This is a genomic window from Alishewanella sp. WH16-1 (genome assembly GCF_001441695.1).
Classification (GTDB): Bacteria; Pseudomonadota; Gammaproteobacteria; order Enterobacterales; family Alteromonadaceae; genus Alishewanella; species Alishewanella agri.
In genome coordinates this window covers 1-15,900 of sequence record NZ_LCWL01000135.1, presented here as the reverse complement: position 1 = coordinate 15,900, position 15,900 = coordinate 1, and the positions used below count along the sequence as shown (strand labels likewise).

Below are 15,900 nucleotides of genomic sequence, written 5' to 3'. Positions count from 1 at the left end.
CTAGCGTTACTTCGCAACAAGACAGGATGCCGGCATGAGTTATCAGGTTCTGGCCAGAAAATGGCGGCCACGCCAATTTAGTGAACTGGTGGGACAGCAGCATGTGAAAACAGCGCTGGCCAATGCGCTCAATAGCGCCCGTTTACATCATGCCTATTTATTTACCGGCACCCGGGGTGTCGGTAAAACCACCATCGCCCGCATTTTCGCCAAAAGTCTGAACTGTGAGACCGGTATTACCGCAACGCCCTGTGGTCAATGTAGCACCTGCTTAGAGATAGATGGCGGTAACTATGTTGATTTAATGGAAATCGACGCCGCATCGCGGACTAAGGTCGAAGATACCCGCGACTTGCTGGACAATGTGCAATATGCACCAAGCCGGGGCCGTTACAAGGTATACCTGATAGACGAAGTGCATATGCTGTCGCGGCACAGCTTTAACGCCTTGTTAAAGACGCTGGAAGAGCCGCCACCGCATGTGAAGTTCTTACTCGCCACCACCGATCCACAAAAGCTGCCGGTTACTGTACTGTCGCGTTGCTTGCAGTTTAGTTTAAAGGCCTTAACGGTAGCACAAATTCAGCAGCATCTGGCCACAGTACTGCAGGCCGAGCAACTGCCATTCGATGATGCGGCTTTAGCCCTGCTGGCCAAAGCGGCCAAAGGCAGTTTGCGGGACTCCCTCAGCCTGACCGATCAGGCGATTGCCCTTGGCAATGGTGCGGTGAAGTTACAGCCGGTGCGGGAGATGCTCGGTTTACTGGATACCAGTTGGGCACTGCAGTTACTACAGAGTTTATTCGCCGCCGATCTGGCTGCGATACAGCATAGCCTGCAACAATTACTGAGTCAGCAAGCTGACTATCTGCAGGTGCTGGATGATTTGTTGGCGCTGCTGCATCTGACAGCGTTAACCCAATTTGAACCTGCCGCTGCTGAACATAGTGACTATGCCGACGCCATTCGTCAGTTTGCGGCCAGTCAGACCCCGGAAGCGCTGCAGTTGTATTATCAGCTATTGGTGAGTGGGAAAAGAGATTTACCCTATGCACCAGAGCCCGCTATTGGCCTGGAGATGGCGCTGCTTCGTGCTTTAGCCTTTGTGCCGGCGACACAGACCACGCCACCGCAAAAGATGCCAGCTTCCAAGTCAGGCGCGGTACTGCCAGCAAATCAACCGGAAGTATCAACGCCGGGTCCGGCAGCAGTAGCGCCAGCCGTTGCTGTAACAGCTGTCATGCCTCAGGAAGGCCCGACTTTGGCACAGACTGCCGGGGCGCTGCCACAGCCTGCAGCCGGGACCACAGCAACATCTGCAGCAGTAACAGCAATAAAGCCCGAGACGCCGCCTGCCGGGTATACTGGCAATGTTCAGGCCAACAGTACAGCAGAGCCGGCCACGCAGATTGATGCCGTAACGGCGCGGATTATGGCCCGACGTGGTTTGGCACTGCCAACAACCAATGCAGCGCAGGAAGCGGCAACAAAAAAGTTTGAGCGCCAACCGGCGCCGCAGCAGACAGACCCATCACTCTCAGCCTCAGTTGCAGCCTCCTCTGCGCCGGTGAGATTGGAAGCCACGACTGTTGCGGTGCCGACAGCCGCCGCGGTAAAACCTGAATCGGCAGAGCTTGCTTCGCCTTCCGTCGCGATCGCAACAGACGCTGTCGCCGCAGCGGAATATGCTGGTTATACCGCCAGCCAAGCCGAAGTTGATGTTAGCGAGGCGTTTAACGAGCAGCTCGCTGAGCTCAGCAACGACGAGCTGAGTGAGCAAGCGCAGCTGTCAGAAGCCTGGTGGCAACAGCAAAGCTTCGAACCTTTGCCAGCGGCGGATACCGAGTTGCCGGATGAGCAACGCTTTTCGATTCGGTTTGCGGCGCAGGTGGATGCCTGGGCTAGATTGATTGAGCAATTAGAGCTCGGTGGTTTATTACGTCTGTATCTGTTAAATAGTGCGCTCAGCCAGCAAGGGCAGCAGGTATTGCTCACCGTCGCACGGCATCAGCAACATCTGGATAACCCGGCTTTTCGTACTAAATTGTACCAGGCGATTGCGCCGGTATTTCCGGCGGGTTTCGAGCTGGCGATTGAGTATCAGGAGCAGGTGCTAAACACGCCACTGGCGATCCAACAGCAGATCGAGCAGGAGCGTAAGGACTACGTCAGCCGGTTATTGCAGCAGGATCCTAAGCTGCAAGAGATCCAGCTGCGCTTTGCCGCCGAGCTGCAGTTGGACACCCTGCAGGTGAATTAACCTTGTAATTTTGGCGCCGAGTCATTATCTTGTCGCCAGCTTTGTCAGTTCCTAACAGAGAGAGAGAATTATGTTTAAAGGCGGTATGGGCAATATGCTCAAACAAGCACAGGCCATGCAGGATAAGATGCAGAAGATGCAGGCCGAAATTGCCAATATGGAAGTCACGGGTGAAGCCGGCGCGGGCCTGGTTAAAGTCACCATGACCGGTAACCACAATGTGCGCCGTGTCAGCATTGATGACAGTCTGATGAGTGATGACAAAGAAATGCTGGAAGATCTGATTGCCGCGGCATTAAATGATGCGGTGCGTCGGGTTGAAGAAAACAATAAAGAACAAATGGCGAAAATCACCGGCGGGTTACAATTGCCGCCAGGTATGAAGTTACCTTTCTAAGCATTATGGCTAAGCTCCCGCCGCTGTTACAGCAGTTGATTGATGCACTACGCGTGTTGCCGGGGGTGGGCCCGAAATCGGCCCAGCGCATGGCATTACAACTGCTGGAGCGTAATCGCAGTGGCGGCGCCAGGCTTGGGGCGGCTTTAACTGCTGCGATGAACGGCATTGGTCAATGTCAGCAATGCCGCACCTTTAGTGAACAGGCGCTGTGTGCTATTTGCAGCGATCCGCGCCGTGCTGAGGCGGAAACCCTGTGCATCGTTGGGTCAGCAGCTGACCAACTGGCGATCGAGCAAACCGGACAATTTCAGGGCCGTTACTTTGTGTTGATGGGTTATCTATCGCCGCTCGATGGCATAGGCCCGGAGCAACTCGGCCTTGACCTACTGGCGAAGCAACTGGCCAGTGGCGGTATCAGTGAAGTGATTCTGGCTACCAATCCGACGGTCGAAGGGGAAGCCACTGCGTTTTATATTGCTGAGCTGTGTCAGCAATATCAGTGCACTGTCACCCGCCTCGCGCAAGGCCTGCCGGTGGGCGGTGAACTGGAATATATCGACGGTACTACCCTGGCGCACGCGCTGTCTGGGCGTAAACGTTTTTAGTTAGTGCTGTTAATCCACTCTTGAAATCATCCTGAATACCCCCATATCTGGTGCTGTTATCGGCGCGCCGCGCCGTCTTTTTGTCTCGTTATACCTATAGAGGACCCCAAGATGAGTGAGACCACTGCCAACGCTGCTGGCCAGAAGCAAACTCATGGCTTTCAGGCAGAAGTAAAACAACTTTTGCAGTTGATGATCCATTCGCTGTATTCCAATAAAGAAATTTTCCTGCGGGAACTGGTATCTAATGCCTCAGATGCCGCTGATAAACTGCGCTTTTTAGCGTTGTCGGATAGCAGTTTATATGGTGATGATGGTGAACTGCGAGTACGGATCAGCCTGGATGAAAAGGCGCGTACCCTGACCATCAGCGATAACGGCATTGGTATGGACGAAGCCGATGTGATTGCGCATCTGGGTACGATTGCCAAGTCCGGTACTAAAGAATTCTTTTCACAATTGTCTGGCGATCAAAGCAAAGACTCCAAATTAATCGGTCAGTTTGGTGTCGGTTTCTATTCAGCCTTTATCGTCGCAGACAAGGTTATCGTTCGCACTCGTAAGGCCGGTCAGGCAGCTGATAGTGCGGTAGAGTGGGAGTCGGCCGGTGAAGGTGATTACACCATTAGCAAGATTAACAAAGCTAGCCGTGGTACCGAGATCGAGCTGCACCTGCGTGACGGTGAAGACGAGTTCTTAAGTCGCTGGAAAGTTGAAAGCATTGTTACCAAATACTCTGACCATATCTCAATTCCGGTAGAAATGTGGCAGGAGGGTACGCCCGAGCGCGAAGAAGACGGTGAGAAGATCCCGGCGACTGAAGGTCACTGGCAGGCGGTTAACAAAGCAACGGCGCTGTGGACACGCGACAAGTCAGAAATTACTGATGAAGAATATCAGGAGTTCTACAAGCATATTTCCCACGACTGGAGCGAGCCGCTAAGCTGGAGCCATAACAAAGTGGAAGGTAATAACAATTACACCAGCTTGTTATATGTGCCGAAAAAAGCGCCCTTCGATATGTGGAACCGTGAAGCCAAACATGGTTTGAAGCTTTATGTGCAGCGCGTGTTTATTATGGATGATGCTGAACAGTTTATGCCAAGCTATCTGCGCTTTATCAAAGGGGTACTGGATTCCAGCGACTTACCACTGAACGTATCGCGCGAAATTTTGCAGGATACCAAGGTCAGCCAGAGCCTGCGCAAAGGCTGTAGCAGCCGCGCGCTGAAAATGCTGGAAAAGCTGGCGAAAGATCAGGAACAGTATCAGCTGTTCTGGAATGAATTTGGCCAGGTGTTAAAAGAGGGCCCGGCAGAAGATTTCGCGAACAAAGAACAAATTGCCGCCTTGCTGCGTTTTGCGTCTACGCATAATGACAGCAGTGTGCAAAATGTGGCGTTGGCCGATTATGTTAGTCGGATGAAAGAGGGGCAGGACGAAATTTACTTCCTGGTGGCTGACAGCTACGAAGCCGCTAAGCACAGTCCACATTTAGAAGTATTCCGCAAGAAAGGTCTGGAAGTATTACTGTTATCCGATCGCATCGATGAGTGGCTGATGCAGCATCTGCCAGAGTTTGACGGTAAGAAATTCCGTTCTGTCGCCAAAGGCGGTCTGGATCTGTCGAAACTGGATGACGAGCAGACCAAAGAAGAGCAGAAGAAAACCGAAGAGGCTTTTGCATCGGTGCTGGAGCGCTTTAAAAAGGCGCTGGGTGAGCAAGTTAAAGATGTTAAGGTTAGCCATCGTCTAACCGACAGCCCGGCCTGTGTGGTGACCGATGAGTTTGATATGAGCACCCAGATGATCAAGCTGATGGAATCGGTAGGGCAGAAGGTGCCAGAGGTGAAACCGATTTTTGAGCTGAATCCGGAGCATCAACTGGTGAAACATATCGCCGACGAGCCGGACGAAAGTCGCTTCCAGCAATGGGCTGAAGTGCTGTTTGAACAGGCATTACTGGCCGAGCGTGGCAGCCTGAAAAATCCGGCCAGCTTTGTGACCCGCTTAAATAGCCTGTTACTGTCACTGGCAAAATAACCATAAACTGGCTATTGATAGAGGGGCTGGTATTACCAGCCCCTTTTTTGTCGCTGTTATATTCGAAAAATTATTCTGTATCATCCAATTACTGCAAATTCTCACTATACTTGTTATGACGGCGATAACAATAACAGACAGGTGAGCTATGCAGCAGTTCTGGCAACGCCTTGGTTTTGGCGGTCGTTTAACCCTTAGTATGATTTCTTTGTTTCTGGCAGCGATTCTACTGCTGACCAGCCTACTCTTTGCTCGCTATCAGGACTCGCAAACTGATGGCGTGGTCAGTTCGTTACGCAGTGCCGCCGAGCTGAATGCCGATGCGTTCACCGATTGGTTACTGGTGCGGCAGGATGAAATGCGGCTTCTGGCAACCTTGCCCTCAGTACAGCAACTGAATTTACCGCTGGCGACCGAATTGATGCAGCAGTTGGCGCAGAATAGTGGTTTTTATGACACCATCTTTGTCGTCGGCCCCGACGGCTTAGGCATGGCCGGTGTCAGCTTCGTTAGTGGCCAGGCCAAAGTGCTGAGTGAAGCGGAAGCCAACGCCTTTAATGTGGCCGACCGCGCCTGGTTTAAGCAGGCAATCGCTGGTCAGGATACCTTTTCGCAGCCGGTGGTTTCCCGCGCTACCGGCCAAACCGTCAGTACAGTAGCGATCCCGATCCGGCAAAATAATCAGATAGTGGCGGTGATGCGTGGTGCCGTGCAGCTGGAGACGATTTTTCGCAAAGTGAATGAATTAAGCCGTAATGACTATACCGAAATTTATTTGCTGGACACCGAAGGTAAAGCCATTACCACAGCGCCGTCTGTCGCTAAGGATGCTAAGCTGACGACTCAGGCGGCAGAAGCCACTAAACAACAACAAAGCGGCGTTGGGCTCTATCAAAACGCTGCAGCGACGCCGGTGATTGGCAGTTATCAGTTTATGCCGATGTTAGGCTGGAGCCTGGTGCTGGAAAGCCGGCAACAGGAGGCGTTGGCCGAAGTACGGGAAATGTTCTGGACCTTACTGATCGCAGCGGTGGTGGTGCTAGTGCTGGCGACAGTCGTCTGTTTGCTGTTGGTGAAAAAGGTTACCCGTACCCTGGGCGGCGAGCCGGAATATGCCGCTGCGGTAGTACAACGCGTTGCCGAGGGTGATCTGAGTGGCAGTATTAATCTGCGTCCAGACGACAGCAGTAGTTTATTAGCCGCCATTGCTCAGATGCAGCAGCGCTTGCGGCAGATGCTGGGGGAGGTCAGTAATTATTCTGATCAGGTCGCTGCAGCATCGACTGAGTTATCGCAGATTAACCAGCAAACCAGTGCCGGGATGCAGCAACAAAATACCGAAATCAGCAGTGCCGCTGTAGCGATGAATGAGATGACCAGCACTCTGGAGGAAGTGTCGCGCAATACCCAGCAGGCCGCAGAAGCAGCTGCCCAGGCCGAGCAGGAAAGCAAAAATGGCCGGCAAATTGTCAGCACAACAATTCGTGAACTAGCCAATTTGTCGAAAGAAGTCAGCTCCGCCGCCACGATTATCCGGCTGCTGAAAAAAGACAGCGATCAGATTGGCAATATTTTACAAGTGATTGAGGGTATCGCTGAGCAAACCAACTTGCTGGCGCTCAATGCGGCTATTGAAGCAGCGCGTGCCGGTGAGAGTGGCCGTGGTTTTGCGGTGGTAGCAGATGAAGTAAGGACGCTGGCCAGTCGCACTAAAGATTCAACCACTGAAATTAAGCAGATGATCGATAAGTTGCAGCACGGTACTGATAATGCAGTAAAAGCCACTGATAATAGCGAACAAGCGGCAAAATCAACCGCCGAGCGTGCCGCGGCAGCTGATCAGGCTTTGGCAGCCATTTATGAAGCGGTGGAGCTCATCAGTAGTACCACTCACCAGATCGCCACCGCAACCGAACAACAAACGGTAGTATCAAGAGATATTAATCAAAACTTCCATCGAATCAGTGATGTGGCTTATCAAACCAATGATAATGTCAGTCAATCCGCTCAAGCCAGTGATTCACTGTCTACCCTGGCGGAACAACTGCAGGAGCTGGTACGCCGGTTCAGACTTTAGTCGCAGTAAGACGGCGGTTTCCGGAGGAAAATAGCTGCTTTTTCCCCTTTGCCGCCGTTTCAGGCCCGAGTTGGCTGCTGCGCCAAGGCTATCGACTAAAGGCGAGGATTGGCGCAGTGTCAGGTAGCACCAGTTGACAAATTTCTTGTTTCACCCCGCGCATTATGCAAAGATTAGACCCGGTAAAATTTACAGATTAATCCCAGGATAAGAGGGTAGAGGCTATGCGCATAATTTTGTTGGGCGCCCCGGGTGCCGGTAAGGGAACTCAGGCACAGTTTTTGATGAACAAATACGGTATCCCACAAATTTCGACCGGTGATATGTTACGTGCCGCCATTAAAGAAGGTTCAGAGCTGGGATTAGCGGCGAAAAAGATTATGGATGCCGGTCAGTTAGTGTCTGATGATCTGATTATTGGGCTGGTAAAAGAGCGGGTGGCGAAAGCAGACTGTGCTAAAGGCTTTTTACTGGATGGTTTTCCACGCACCATTCCGCAAGCTGATGCGATGCAGGAAGCCGGCATCAAGGTTGATCATGTGATTGAATTTGATGTACCGGATGATGTTATCGTCGAGCGGATGAGCGGCCGTCGGGTACATCCGGCGTCAGGTCGGGTCTACCACCTGGTATATAATCCACCTAAAGTTGCCGGTAAAGACGATGAAACCGGTGAAGACTTGGTGATCCGCGCTGATGATGTGGAAGAAACGGTGCGTAAGCGGTTAGCCATTTATCATGAGCAAACCGAATTACTGGTAGGCTACTACCGTAAAGCAGCAGAGCGTGGCGAGACTCAGTATCATCATATCGATGGTACGCTGCCGGTAGAGCAGGTCAGCAAGCACTTAGTCAGCCTGTTAGGTTAACCGCTAATCCGTACTTAAAAAACCCGGTTTGCACCGGGTTTTTTGCTTAACTGCCGAGGACTTTTTGCAGCGCTTGCAAAGCCGCATTGTAATCGGGTTCCTGCGCCAGTTCAGGTACCAGTTGTTGGTACACTACCTTACCTTGCTTATCGATAATAATAATTGCCCGGGTTAATAAACCCATATCTTTAATCAATAAGCCGTAGCTGCTGCCAAAATCGCGCCAGACAGCATCTGATAGTACCGCCATGTTGGCAACCTGTTCTTGTTCGCAAAAACGTTTCTGGGCGAACGGCAGATCGGTGCTGATGGTGAGCAGGGTTACAGAGTCGGGTAACTTACTGACTTCTTCGTTAAAACGTTTAGTTTGCAGCGAGCAGATGCCGGTATCGATACTGGGTACGACACTAAGTAAAACGGTCTGCCCTTTGAAATCAGCCAACGCAACCGGTTTAAAATTATTGTCAACCACTTTAAAAGCCGGTGCCGCTTGACCGGTTTTTAGTTCGTCGCCCAGTAACACCACCGGCTCACCGCCCGCCGTTACTGTGCTGATGCGGGAGGGTAGCTTCGCCGTAATATCGGCGGCGGTCAGGCCGCCACTGGCAACTGCCAGTAACAGTGCAACTAGTAGCTTAGTATTATTAAATTTTTTTAAAAACATTTGCTGCTCCAACAGTCAATCAACGTTATGATAAGGTCAGACCGCATTCAAGCGAGAAAGTTATGACGCCCGCTGTATTAATTTGCGACGATTCCAATCTGGCCCGAAAACAACTGGCCAAAATATTACCACAGGACTGGCAGAAAACGGTGCAGTTCGCCGGCCATGGGGCTGATGCCCTGACCAGTCTGAAAAAACAACCCTTTGACTGGCTGTTCCTCGATTTGAACATGCCGGTAATGGATGGCTATCAGGTATTGGCAGAGTTAAAGAAGCTGCAACTGCCAGTACAGATTGTTGTCGTTTCTGGCGATATTCAACCGGAAGCACACCAAAGAGTGATGGCGCTGGGGGCGAAAGCCTTTCTGAAGAAACCGGTCGAGCCGCAGGCGCTGGCTGCGCTGCTACAAACGGCGGTAGCAACTGCACCAAGAACGCAGCAGGGGCAAGCGCATCTGGTTCAGGTTACGGAGTTAGATCTTGAGCTACGCGATGTGTTTCAGGAAGTGGCAAACGTTGCCATGGGCCAGGCCGGTGATTTACTGGCGCGCTTGCTTAAGGTGTTTGTTAAGTTACCGATCCCGAATGTCAATTTGATTGAGGTCAGTGAACTGACTATGGCGTTGGCCTCCATTGCCCCGGACAGCCAGACTTCAGGTGTCTGTCAGGGTTTTATTGGCAGTGGTATTGCCGGTGAAGCCTTATTGATCTTAACTGACTCCAGTTTTGCTGATATTGCGCGTTTGCTGAATTATCAGGGCGAGCTGACCAGTGCCGCCGAATTGGAACTACTGATGGATGTGGCAAATATCCTGATTGGGGCAGTATTAAAAGGTATTGCTGAACAGCTGGATATTAGTTTTAGTCAGGGCCATCCGGTGGTGCTGGGGCAGCACGCGCCGGTCAGTGAGCTGATTAAAGCCAATGCCAAACGTTGGCGTAAAACGCTGACGATTGAGCTCAGTTATGGTATCGAAGGTTTTAATATACACTGTGATTTATTGCTGTTGTTTACCGAAGATAGTCTGAAAACTTTCCGCTATAAGCTGGCTTTTTTGATGGATGATGCTGAATGACCCTGAAAGATTTTGGTGCTTCAGAGCTGCATTGGCTAATGGATATGCTGCAAACCGTTGATGTGGGTTTAGTGGTGGTGGACACCCAGTATCAGATCCAGTTATGGAACGGTTTTATGGAAAACCACAGTGGTTTGTTGCCGCGCCAGGTCAGAGAACGCAGCCTGTTTGACTTGTTCCCGGAAATTGACGAAGACTGGCTACGTCGTAAATGTGATCCCGTCTTTCTATTAAAAAACCGCGCTTTTACGATTTGGGAGCAGCGGCCCTATATTTTCCGTTTTAAAAACTACCGTTCTATCACCGGTCATGCTGATTATATGTATCAGAATAGTACCATTTTCCCGATCACCGACAGTCGCGGTCAGGTCAGTCACCTGTGTTTTATTATTTATGACGTGACAGATGCAGCGGTCAGTAAGCTGGAATTACAGTCAATGAATGGGCAGTTACGGCAGTTATCGACAACCGATTATCTGACGCAAATGCGCAATCGCGGCAATTGGGAAGAAAATCTGAAGCTGGAGTTTAACCGGCTGCAGCGTTATCCGCAGCATAGCAGCACGCTGATCATGTGTGATATCGATTACTTTAAGCGCATCAACGATGGTTATGGCCATGCGGCGGGCGATCTGGTCATTAAAACTGTGGCAGAGATAATCCGCAAAAGCTTGCGCAGTACCGACTTACCGGGTCGTTATGGTGGTGAGGAGTTTGCTATCTTACTGCTGGATACCAGCGCCGATCAGGCCAATTATCTGGCCGAGCGCATTCGCCGTAAAATTGAACAGACCGAGTTGACTTACCAGGGCCAGACGATCCGGCTAACCATGAGTTTTGGCCTGGCGGAACGCAGTGCGGCGATGCAGGATTATCTGCAGTGGCTGGATGCTGCGGATAAAGCGCTTTATACCTCTAAAGCCGATGGCCGCAACCGGGTAACCCGGCATCAGGATTAAGCCGGCTCTGGGCAGCGTGCCAGTAGCTGCACGCTGCCATCGCTTTGCAGTTGCTCCAGCCGGACCTCAAAACCCCACAAGCGGTGTAAGTGGCGCATCACCTGCTCAATCGCGCCACCCAGCGGGATCTCCTGGTGTGGAATGTAACGCAATGTCAGCGCCCGATCCGTATTCAGATTGACCTGTTGCACCTGAATATTTGGCTCCAGCTGGCTTAGATTATACTGAGCTGACAATAACTGCCGGATCTGCTGATAGCCCTCGGCATTATGGATAGCACTGACTTCAAGGCTGCTTTCCTTACTATTGTCGGTAACGGCGAATAAATGAAAATCCCGCATCACTTTCGGCGACAGATACTGACTGATAAAGCTCTCATCTTTAAAGTTCTGCATCGCAAAATGCAGGCTCTGTAGCCAGTCGCTACCGGCGAGCTCCGGAAACCAGGCTTTATCTTCAGCGGTCGGGTTTTCACAAATCCGGCGGATATCACTAAAAATAGCAAAGCCCAGCGCATAGGGGTTAATACCGCTGTAATACTTGCTGTTATAAGGCGGTTGCAACACCACATTAGTGTGGCTATGTAACACTTCCAGCATAAAACGGTCGCTCAGTTTGCCTTCAGCGTACAGATGTTGCAGCAGCGTATAGTGCCAGAACGTTGCCCAGCCCTCGTTCATCACCTGGGTTTGTTTTTGTGGATAGAAATACTGCGAGATTTTGCGCACTATCCTGACTAGCTCACGTTGCCAGGGTTGCAGCAAGGGCGCATTTTTTTCAATAAAATACAGAATGTTTTCCTGTGGCTCGGCCGGGAAGCGTGCTTCAGTCGGATTGGTGCTGGCTTTAGCCGGCAAGGTGCGCCATAGCTCGTTAACCTGCGATTGTAAAAAGGCTTCCCGCTGTTGCTGGCGTTTTTGCTCCTCCGCCATTGAGATCTTCTGGGGTCTCTTATAACGATCAACGCCATAATTCATCAAGGCATGACAGGAGTCGAGAAAATTTTCGACTTCGGCGATACCGTATTTCTCCTCACACTTGCTGACATAGTTTTTGGCAAACACCAGATAATCGATAATTGATGAGGCGTCGGTCCAGGTGCGGAACAAGTAATTATTTTTAAAAAACGAATTATGGCCATAGCAGGCGTGCGCCATCACCAGTGCCTGCATTGGCAGGGTATTTTCTTCCATCAGATAGGCAATGCAGGGATCGGAATTGATGACGATTTCATAGGCCAACCCCATATAGCCTCTTTTGTAGTGCTGCTCGCTTTGAATAAATTTTTTGCCATAAGACCAGTGGTGATAGCCAATCGGCATACCAATACTGGAATAGGCATCCAGCATTTGCTCAGCGGTAATCACCTCAATCTGATTGGGATAGGTATCCAGCTGATAGTGCGCGGCAACCCGGGCAATTTCCTGTTGGTAGCTCGCCAGTAGCTCGAACGTCCAGTCGGGACCATCGGGTAAGCAGGCGCGGCTGGTTAAAGCGGAGTTAGACATACTGAAGACCTCCGTCAGGCAGCTTGTTTTTTAAAGAGTTCGCGAAACACCGGGTAAATATCACTGACTTCACGGATTTGCTGCAACGCCAGCTTAGGCTGACTGGCCTGTAATTGTTGGTATTGTTCCCACAGCGACTGATGCGCGCGTGGACTGATTTCAATATAAGCGTAATAACGTACGGCCGGCAGGATCTGTCTGGCCAATAGTTCGGCACAGAGTGGGCTATCTTCTGCCCAGTTGTCGCCGTCCGACGCTTGAGCGGCATAGATATTCCATTCCTGTGGGTCAAACCGTTTGGCAATAATTTCCTGCATTAGCTTCAGCGCCGAGGACACGATAGTTCCGCCGGTTTCCTGGGAATAGAAAAACTCCTGTTCGTCGACTTCTTTGGCCTGGGTATGGTGGCGGATATACACCACTTCGACATTTTTATAGCTGCGGCTTAAGAACAGATACAGCAATATATAGAAGCGTTTAGCCATCTCTTTGGTGGCCTGGTCCATCGAGCCTGAGACATCCATCAGGCAAAACATCACCGCCTTACTGGTCGGCTCTGGCTTCTTTTGATAATTACGAAAGCGTAAATCAAAGCTGTCGATAAAGGGGACGGCAGCCAGTTTTTGCTTCAGCTCTGCGATGTGCTCCAATAGCGCGCGCCGTGCCAATTCATCCGGTACTGCGGCCTGCTCCAGCTCTGCAAGCTCGGCCTCAGCTTGCTTTAGCTGTTGCTTTTTATCAGCGGACATCGCAATGCGCCGTGCCAGAGAGCCGCGTAGCGAGCGTACGATATCAATATTGGCTGGTACGCCTTCGGCACGATAGCCAGCTCGCACCGTTTTGTATTGTACCAGCTTATCCAACTGATTATGTTTCAGATCCGGCAGCGCCAAATCCTCAAACAACAGGTCCAGATATTCATCCTTGGAGATGGCAAAGACAAAGTCGTCGTTGCCTTCACCATCGGCACTGGCATCGCCCTGGCCGCTGCCAGCACCACCACCTTGTGGCCGTGGAATGCGGTCACCCGGGCTGAACTGGTCGTTGCCCGGATGCACCCGCTGCCGGATACCGCCTTGACCCTGGTGGAAAAACGGCTCAGTGATATCCCGCGCCGGTATGCTGACACTCTCACCCTTGTGTAAATCGGTCACACTGCGTTTACTGATCGCATCGGATACCGCCTGCTTAATTTGTTGCTTATAACGGCGGATAAAACGCTGGCGATTAACCGCGCTTTTGTTTTTTCCGTTGAGCCGGCGATCAATAAAATGCACCATACCACCTCCGCCGTTACTGCGATTTCCGTACCCGCAAATACCATTCAGACAGCAAACGGACTTGCTTACGGGTATAACCTTTCTCCATCATCCGGTTGACGAAGTCGTCATGCTTTTTCTGATCCTCAGTGCTGGTTTTGGCATTAAACGAAATCACTGGCAGCAGCTCTTCAGTGCCGGAGAACATTTTCTTCTCTATCACTGTTCTGAGTTTTTCATAGCTGGTCCAGGTAGGATTCTTGCCATGATTTTTGGCACGGGCGCGCAGCACAAAGTTAACGATTTCATTGCGGAAATCTTTTGGGTTACTGATGCCAGCTGGCTTTTCAATTTTCTCCAGCTCAGAATTCAGGGCTGAGCGGTCAAACAACTGGCCGGTCTCCGGATCGCGGTATTCCTGATCCTGGATCCAGAAGTCGGCATAGATCACATAGCGATCAAAGATGTTTTGTCCATATTCAGAGTAGGACTCCAGATAAGCAGTTTGAATCTCTTTGCCGATAAATTCGACATATTTAGGGATCAGGAAACCTTTCAGATGTTCCAGATAGCGCTCTGCGGTGTCTGCCGGGAACTGCTCGCGCTCTATCTGTTGCTCCAGCACATAGAATAAATGTACTGGGTTAGCGGCCACTTCGGTGCTGTCGAAATTAAAGACCCGTGACAGGATCTTAAAGGCAAAGCGGGTTGACAGGCCCGTCATGCCTTCATCGACACCGGCAAAGTCACGATACTCCTGATACGACTTGGCCTTAGGATCGGTATCTTTCAGGCTTTCACCATCATAAACCCGCATTTTCGAGTAGATACTGGAGTTTTCCGGGGTTTTTAGCCGTGACAGCACTGCAAATTGCGCCAGTGCGCTCAAGGTACCGGGGGCACAGGGTGCCTGGCTGAGTTCACTATGTTCCAACAGTTTTTGATAAATCTTCATTTCCTCACTGACACGTAAACAGTAAGGGACTTTGACGATGTAGACCCGATCTAAAAAGGCTTCGTTGTTTTTGTTATTGCGGAAAGTTTGCCATTCTGACTCGTTACTGTGCGCCAGAATAATGCCGTCAAACGGCAGGGCAGCCAGCCCTTCGGTACCGTTGTAATTCCCTTCCTGTGTAGCGGTCAGCAGCGGATGCAGCACTTTAATCGGCGCTTTAAACATCTCAACAAACTCCATCAGCCCCTGATTGGCGCGACACAGGGCGCCGGAGTAGCTGTAGGCATCAGGATCATTTTGCGCATAATGCTCTAACTTACGGATATCCACTTTACCTACCAGCGCGGCGATATCCTGATTGTTCTCATCACCCGGCTCAGTTTTGGCAATCGCCAGCTGATCCAGAATCGACGGCGTGCGCTTGACTACCCGGAACTGGCTGATATCGCCGTTAAATTCGTGCAGCCGTTTACTGGCCCAGGGCGACATAATGGCGCGCAGATAACGTTTCGGAATGCCGTATTCCTGCTCCAGAATAGCGCCATCCTCGGCGGCATCGAACAGACATAGCGGATGGTCCTGTACCGGCGAGCCTTTCAGGTAGTAAATCGGTACCTGTTGCATCAGGGCTTTGAGTTTTTCCGCTAATGAGGATTTACCGCCGCCGACCGGGCCCAGCAAATACAGAATTTGTTTGCGTTCTTCCAGCCCCTGCGCCGAGTGCTTCAGGTAAGAGACAATTTGTTCGATAGCATCCTCCATGCCGTAAAACTCATGGAAGGCGGGGTAGCGGGCGATCACCCGGTTGGAAAACAGTCGGCTTAGTTTAGGATCATGCGAAGTATCAATTAACTCGGGCTCGCCAATCGCTTGTAACAGCCGCTCAGCGGCGGTGCTGTAGCAGCTTTTGTCTTTTTTACATAGTTGCAGGAATTCCTGCAGGCTCATTTCCTCCTCTTTGGTAGTTTCGTAACGTGTCCTGAAATGCTCAAAGATCCCCATATACACCTCCAGCCCGTCGTCCGGCATAACTGCTTAGCTGTTATGTTAAAGGTAGACACTAAACGGCAGTTTTGCCCAGCGAAGTACAAAAAATAACCCTGGTATTGGCAGTTACGCTTTGTTTCGATAAAAGGTTCAGTATAAATTTTGAGCGAGATGCGGCAGGAAAGTTGCAGGGTGGAGCAAAAAATACCCGGCCGAAGCCTGTCTCTTATACACAAAT

Annotated in this window: 12 protein-coding genes; 8 read left to right on the top strand and 4 right to left on the bottom strand. The window is 51.0% G+C overall.

All coding sequences use genetic code 11. The features are described 5' to 3' along the window. Window positions 1-34 precede the first annotated feature (34 nt). From dnaX to adk, 6 genes are all read left to right on the top strand, one after another. Window positions 35-2,260 carry a DNA polymerase III subunit gamma/tau gene (gene dnaX / locus AAY72_RS14325; protein ID WP_057788428.1) on the top strand — a complete coding sequence of 742 codons (2,226 nt, stop codon included), beginning with the start codon at window positions 35-37 and terminating at the stop codon, window positions 2,258-2,260. Window positions 2,261-2,330: 70 nt separating this feature from the next. Further along, entirely contained in the window at window positions 2,331-2,657 is a 327-nt protein-coding gene (locus AAY72_RS14320) for a YbaB/EbfC family nucleoid-associated protein (protein ID WP_057788426.1), read from the top strand. 5 nt (window positions 2,658-2,662) lie between these two features. Then, on the top strand, window positions 2,663-3,265 hold the full coding sequence (gene recR, locus AAY72_RS14315; RefSeq protein WP_057788424.1) for a recombination mediator RecR: 603 nt from the start codon (window positions 2,663-2,665) through the stop codon (window positions 3,263-3,265). A 111-nt stretch (window positions 3,266-3,376) separates the two neighbouring features. After that, the gene (gene htpG / locus AAY72_RS14310) at window positions 3,377-5,308 is read left to right on the top strand and encodes a molecular chaperone HtpG (RefSeq protein ID WP_057788422.1); all 1,932 of its coding nucleotides are present in this window, start codon (window positions 3,377-3,379) and stop codon (window positions 5,306-5,308) included. Between the two features lie 148 nt (window positions 5,309-5,456). Then, on the top strand, window positions 5,457-7,385 hold the full coding sequence (locus tag AAY72_RS14305) for a methyl-accepting chemotaxis protein (RefSeq protein WP_057788420.1): 1,929 nt from the start codon (window positions 5,457-5,459) through the stop codon (window positions 7,383-7,385). Between the two features lie 224 nt (window positions 7,386-7,609). Continuing rightward, complete coding sequence (gene adk, locus AAY72_RS14300; RefSeq protein ID WP_057788418.1) at window positions 7,610-8,254, top strand: adenylate kinase; 645 nt, start codon at window positions 7,610-7,612, stop codon at window positions 8,252-8,254. A 46-nt stretch (window positions 8,255-8,300) separates the two neighbouring features. Here the strand turns inward: adk and tpx are convergent, their stop codons facing one another. Continuing rightward, window positions 8,301-8,918 carry a thiol peroxidase gene (tpx, locus tag AAY72_RS14295; protein ID WP_057788416.1) on the bottom strand — a complete coding sequence of 206 codons (618 nt, stop codon included), beginning with the start codon at window positions 8,916-8,918 and terminating at the stop codon, window positions 8,301-8,303. Window positions 8,919-8,980: 62 nt separating this feature from the next. Here tpx and AAY72_RS14290 point away from each other — a divergent pair, with 62 nt between their 5' ends. Beyond that, window positions 8,981-9,994, top strand: coding sequence for a response regulator (locus AAY72_RS14290; RefSeq protein WP_057788414.1), 1,014 nt, complete (start codon window positions 8,981-8,983; stop codon window positions 9,992-9,994). Beyond that, window positions 9,991-10,953 carry a diguanylate cyclase gene (locus tag AAY72_RS14285; RefSeq protein ID WP_057788412.1) on the top strand — a complete coding sequence of 321 codons (963 nt, stop codon included), beginning with the start codon at window positions 9,991-9,993 and terminating at the stop codon, window positions 10,951-10,953. The genes AAY72_RS14290 and AAY72_RS14285 overlap by 4 nt, the downstream gene beginning before the upstream one ends. Here AAY72_RS14285 and AAY72_RS14280 read toward each other — a convergent pair. Genes AAY72_RS14280 through AAY72_RS14270 form a run of 3 tightly spaced genes read right to left on the bottom strand, consistent with a single transcriptional unit; the run spans window position 10,950 to window position 15,677 of the window. After that, window positions 10,950-12,461 (bottom strand): SpoVR family protein, encoded by a 1,512-nt coding sequence (locus AAY72_RS14280; protein ID WP_057788410.1) that lies wholly within the window; start codon window positions 12,459-12,461, stop codon window positions 10,950-10,952. The genes AAY72_RS14285 and AAY72_RS14280 overlap by 4 nt on opposite strands. A 14-nt stretch (window positions 12,462-12,475) precedes the next feature. Continuing rightward, the gene (locus tag AAY72_RS14275; protein WP_008984224.1) at window positions 12,476-13,741 is read right to left on the bottom strand and encodes a YeaH/YhbH family protein; all 1,266 of its coding nucleotides are present in this window, start codon (window positions 13,739-13,741) and stop codon (window positions 12,476-12,478) included. 13 nt (window positions 13,742-13,754) lie between these two features. Beyond that, a complete protein-coding gene (locus AAY72_RS14270) occupies window positions 13,755-15,677 on the bottom strand; it encodes a PrkA family serine protein kinase (RefSeq protein ID WP_057788508.1) in 1,923 nt (640 codons plus the stop codon). Between the last annotated feature and the right edge of the window lie 223 nt (window positions 15,678-15,900).

What these genes read in the sequence shown, in the direction of transcription:
- adk (WP_057788418.1), top strand. Translation starts at nt 7,610, where the DNA reads ATGCGCATAATTTTGTTGGGCGCCCCGGGTGCCGGTAAGGGAACTCAG.
- AAY72_RS14305 (WP_057788420.1), top strand. Translation starts at nt 5,457, where the DNA reads ATGCAGCAGTTCTGGCAACGCCTTGGTTTTGGCGGTCGTTTAACCCTT.
- htpG (WP_057788422.1), top strand. Translation starts at nt 3,377, where the DNA reads ATGAGTGAGACCACTGCCAACGCTGCTGGCCAGAAGCAAACTCATGGC.
- AAY72_RS14280 (WP_057788410.1), bottom strand. Translation starts at nt 12,461, where the DNA reads ATGTCTAACTCCGCTTTAACCAGCCGCGCCTGCTTACCCGATGGTCCC.
- AAY72_RS14275 (WP_008984224.1), bottom strand. Translation starts at nt 13,741, where the DNA reads ATGGTGCATTTTATTGATCGCCGGCTCAACGGAAAAAACAAAAGCGCG.
- dnaX (WP_057788428.1), top strand. Translation starts at nt 35, where the DNA reads ATGAGTTATCAGGTTCTGGCCAGAAAATGGCGGCCACGCCAATTTAGT.
- AAY72_RS14270 (WP_057788508.1), bottom strand. Translation starts at nt 15,677, where the DNA reads ATGGGGATCTTTGAGCATTTCAGGACACGTTACGAAACTACCAAAGAG.
- recR (WP_057788424.1), top strand. Translation starts at nt 2,663, where the DNA reads ATGGCTAAGCTCCCGCCGCTGTTACAGCAGTTGATTGATGCACTACGC.
- AAY72_RS14285 (WP_057788412.1), top strand. Translation starts at nt 9,991, where the DNA reads ATGACCCTGAAAGATTTTGGTGCTTCAGAGCTGCATTGGCTAATGGAT.
- AAY72_RS14290 (WP_057788414.1), top strand. Translation starts at nt 8,981, where the DNA reads ATGACGCCCGCTGTATTAATTTGCGACGATTCCAATCTGGCCCGAAAA.
- AAY72_RS14320 (WP_057788426.1), top strand. Translation starts at nt 2,331, where the DNA reads ATGTTTAAAGGCGGTATGGGCAATATGCTCAAACAAGCACAGGCCATG.
- tpx (WP_057788416.1), bottom strand. Translation starts at nt 8,918, where the DNA reads ATGTTTTTAAAAAAATTTAATAATACTAAGCTACTAGTTGCACTGTTA.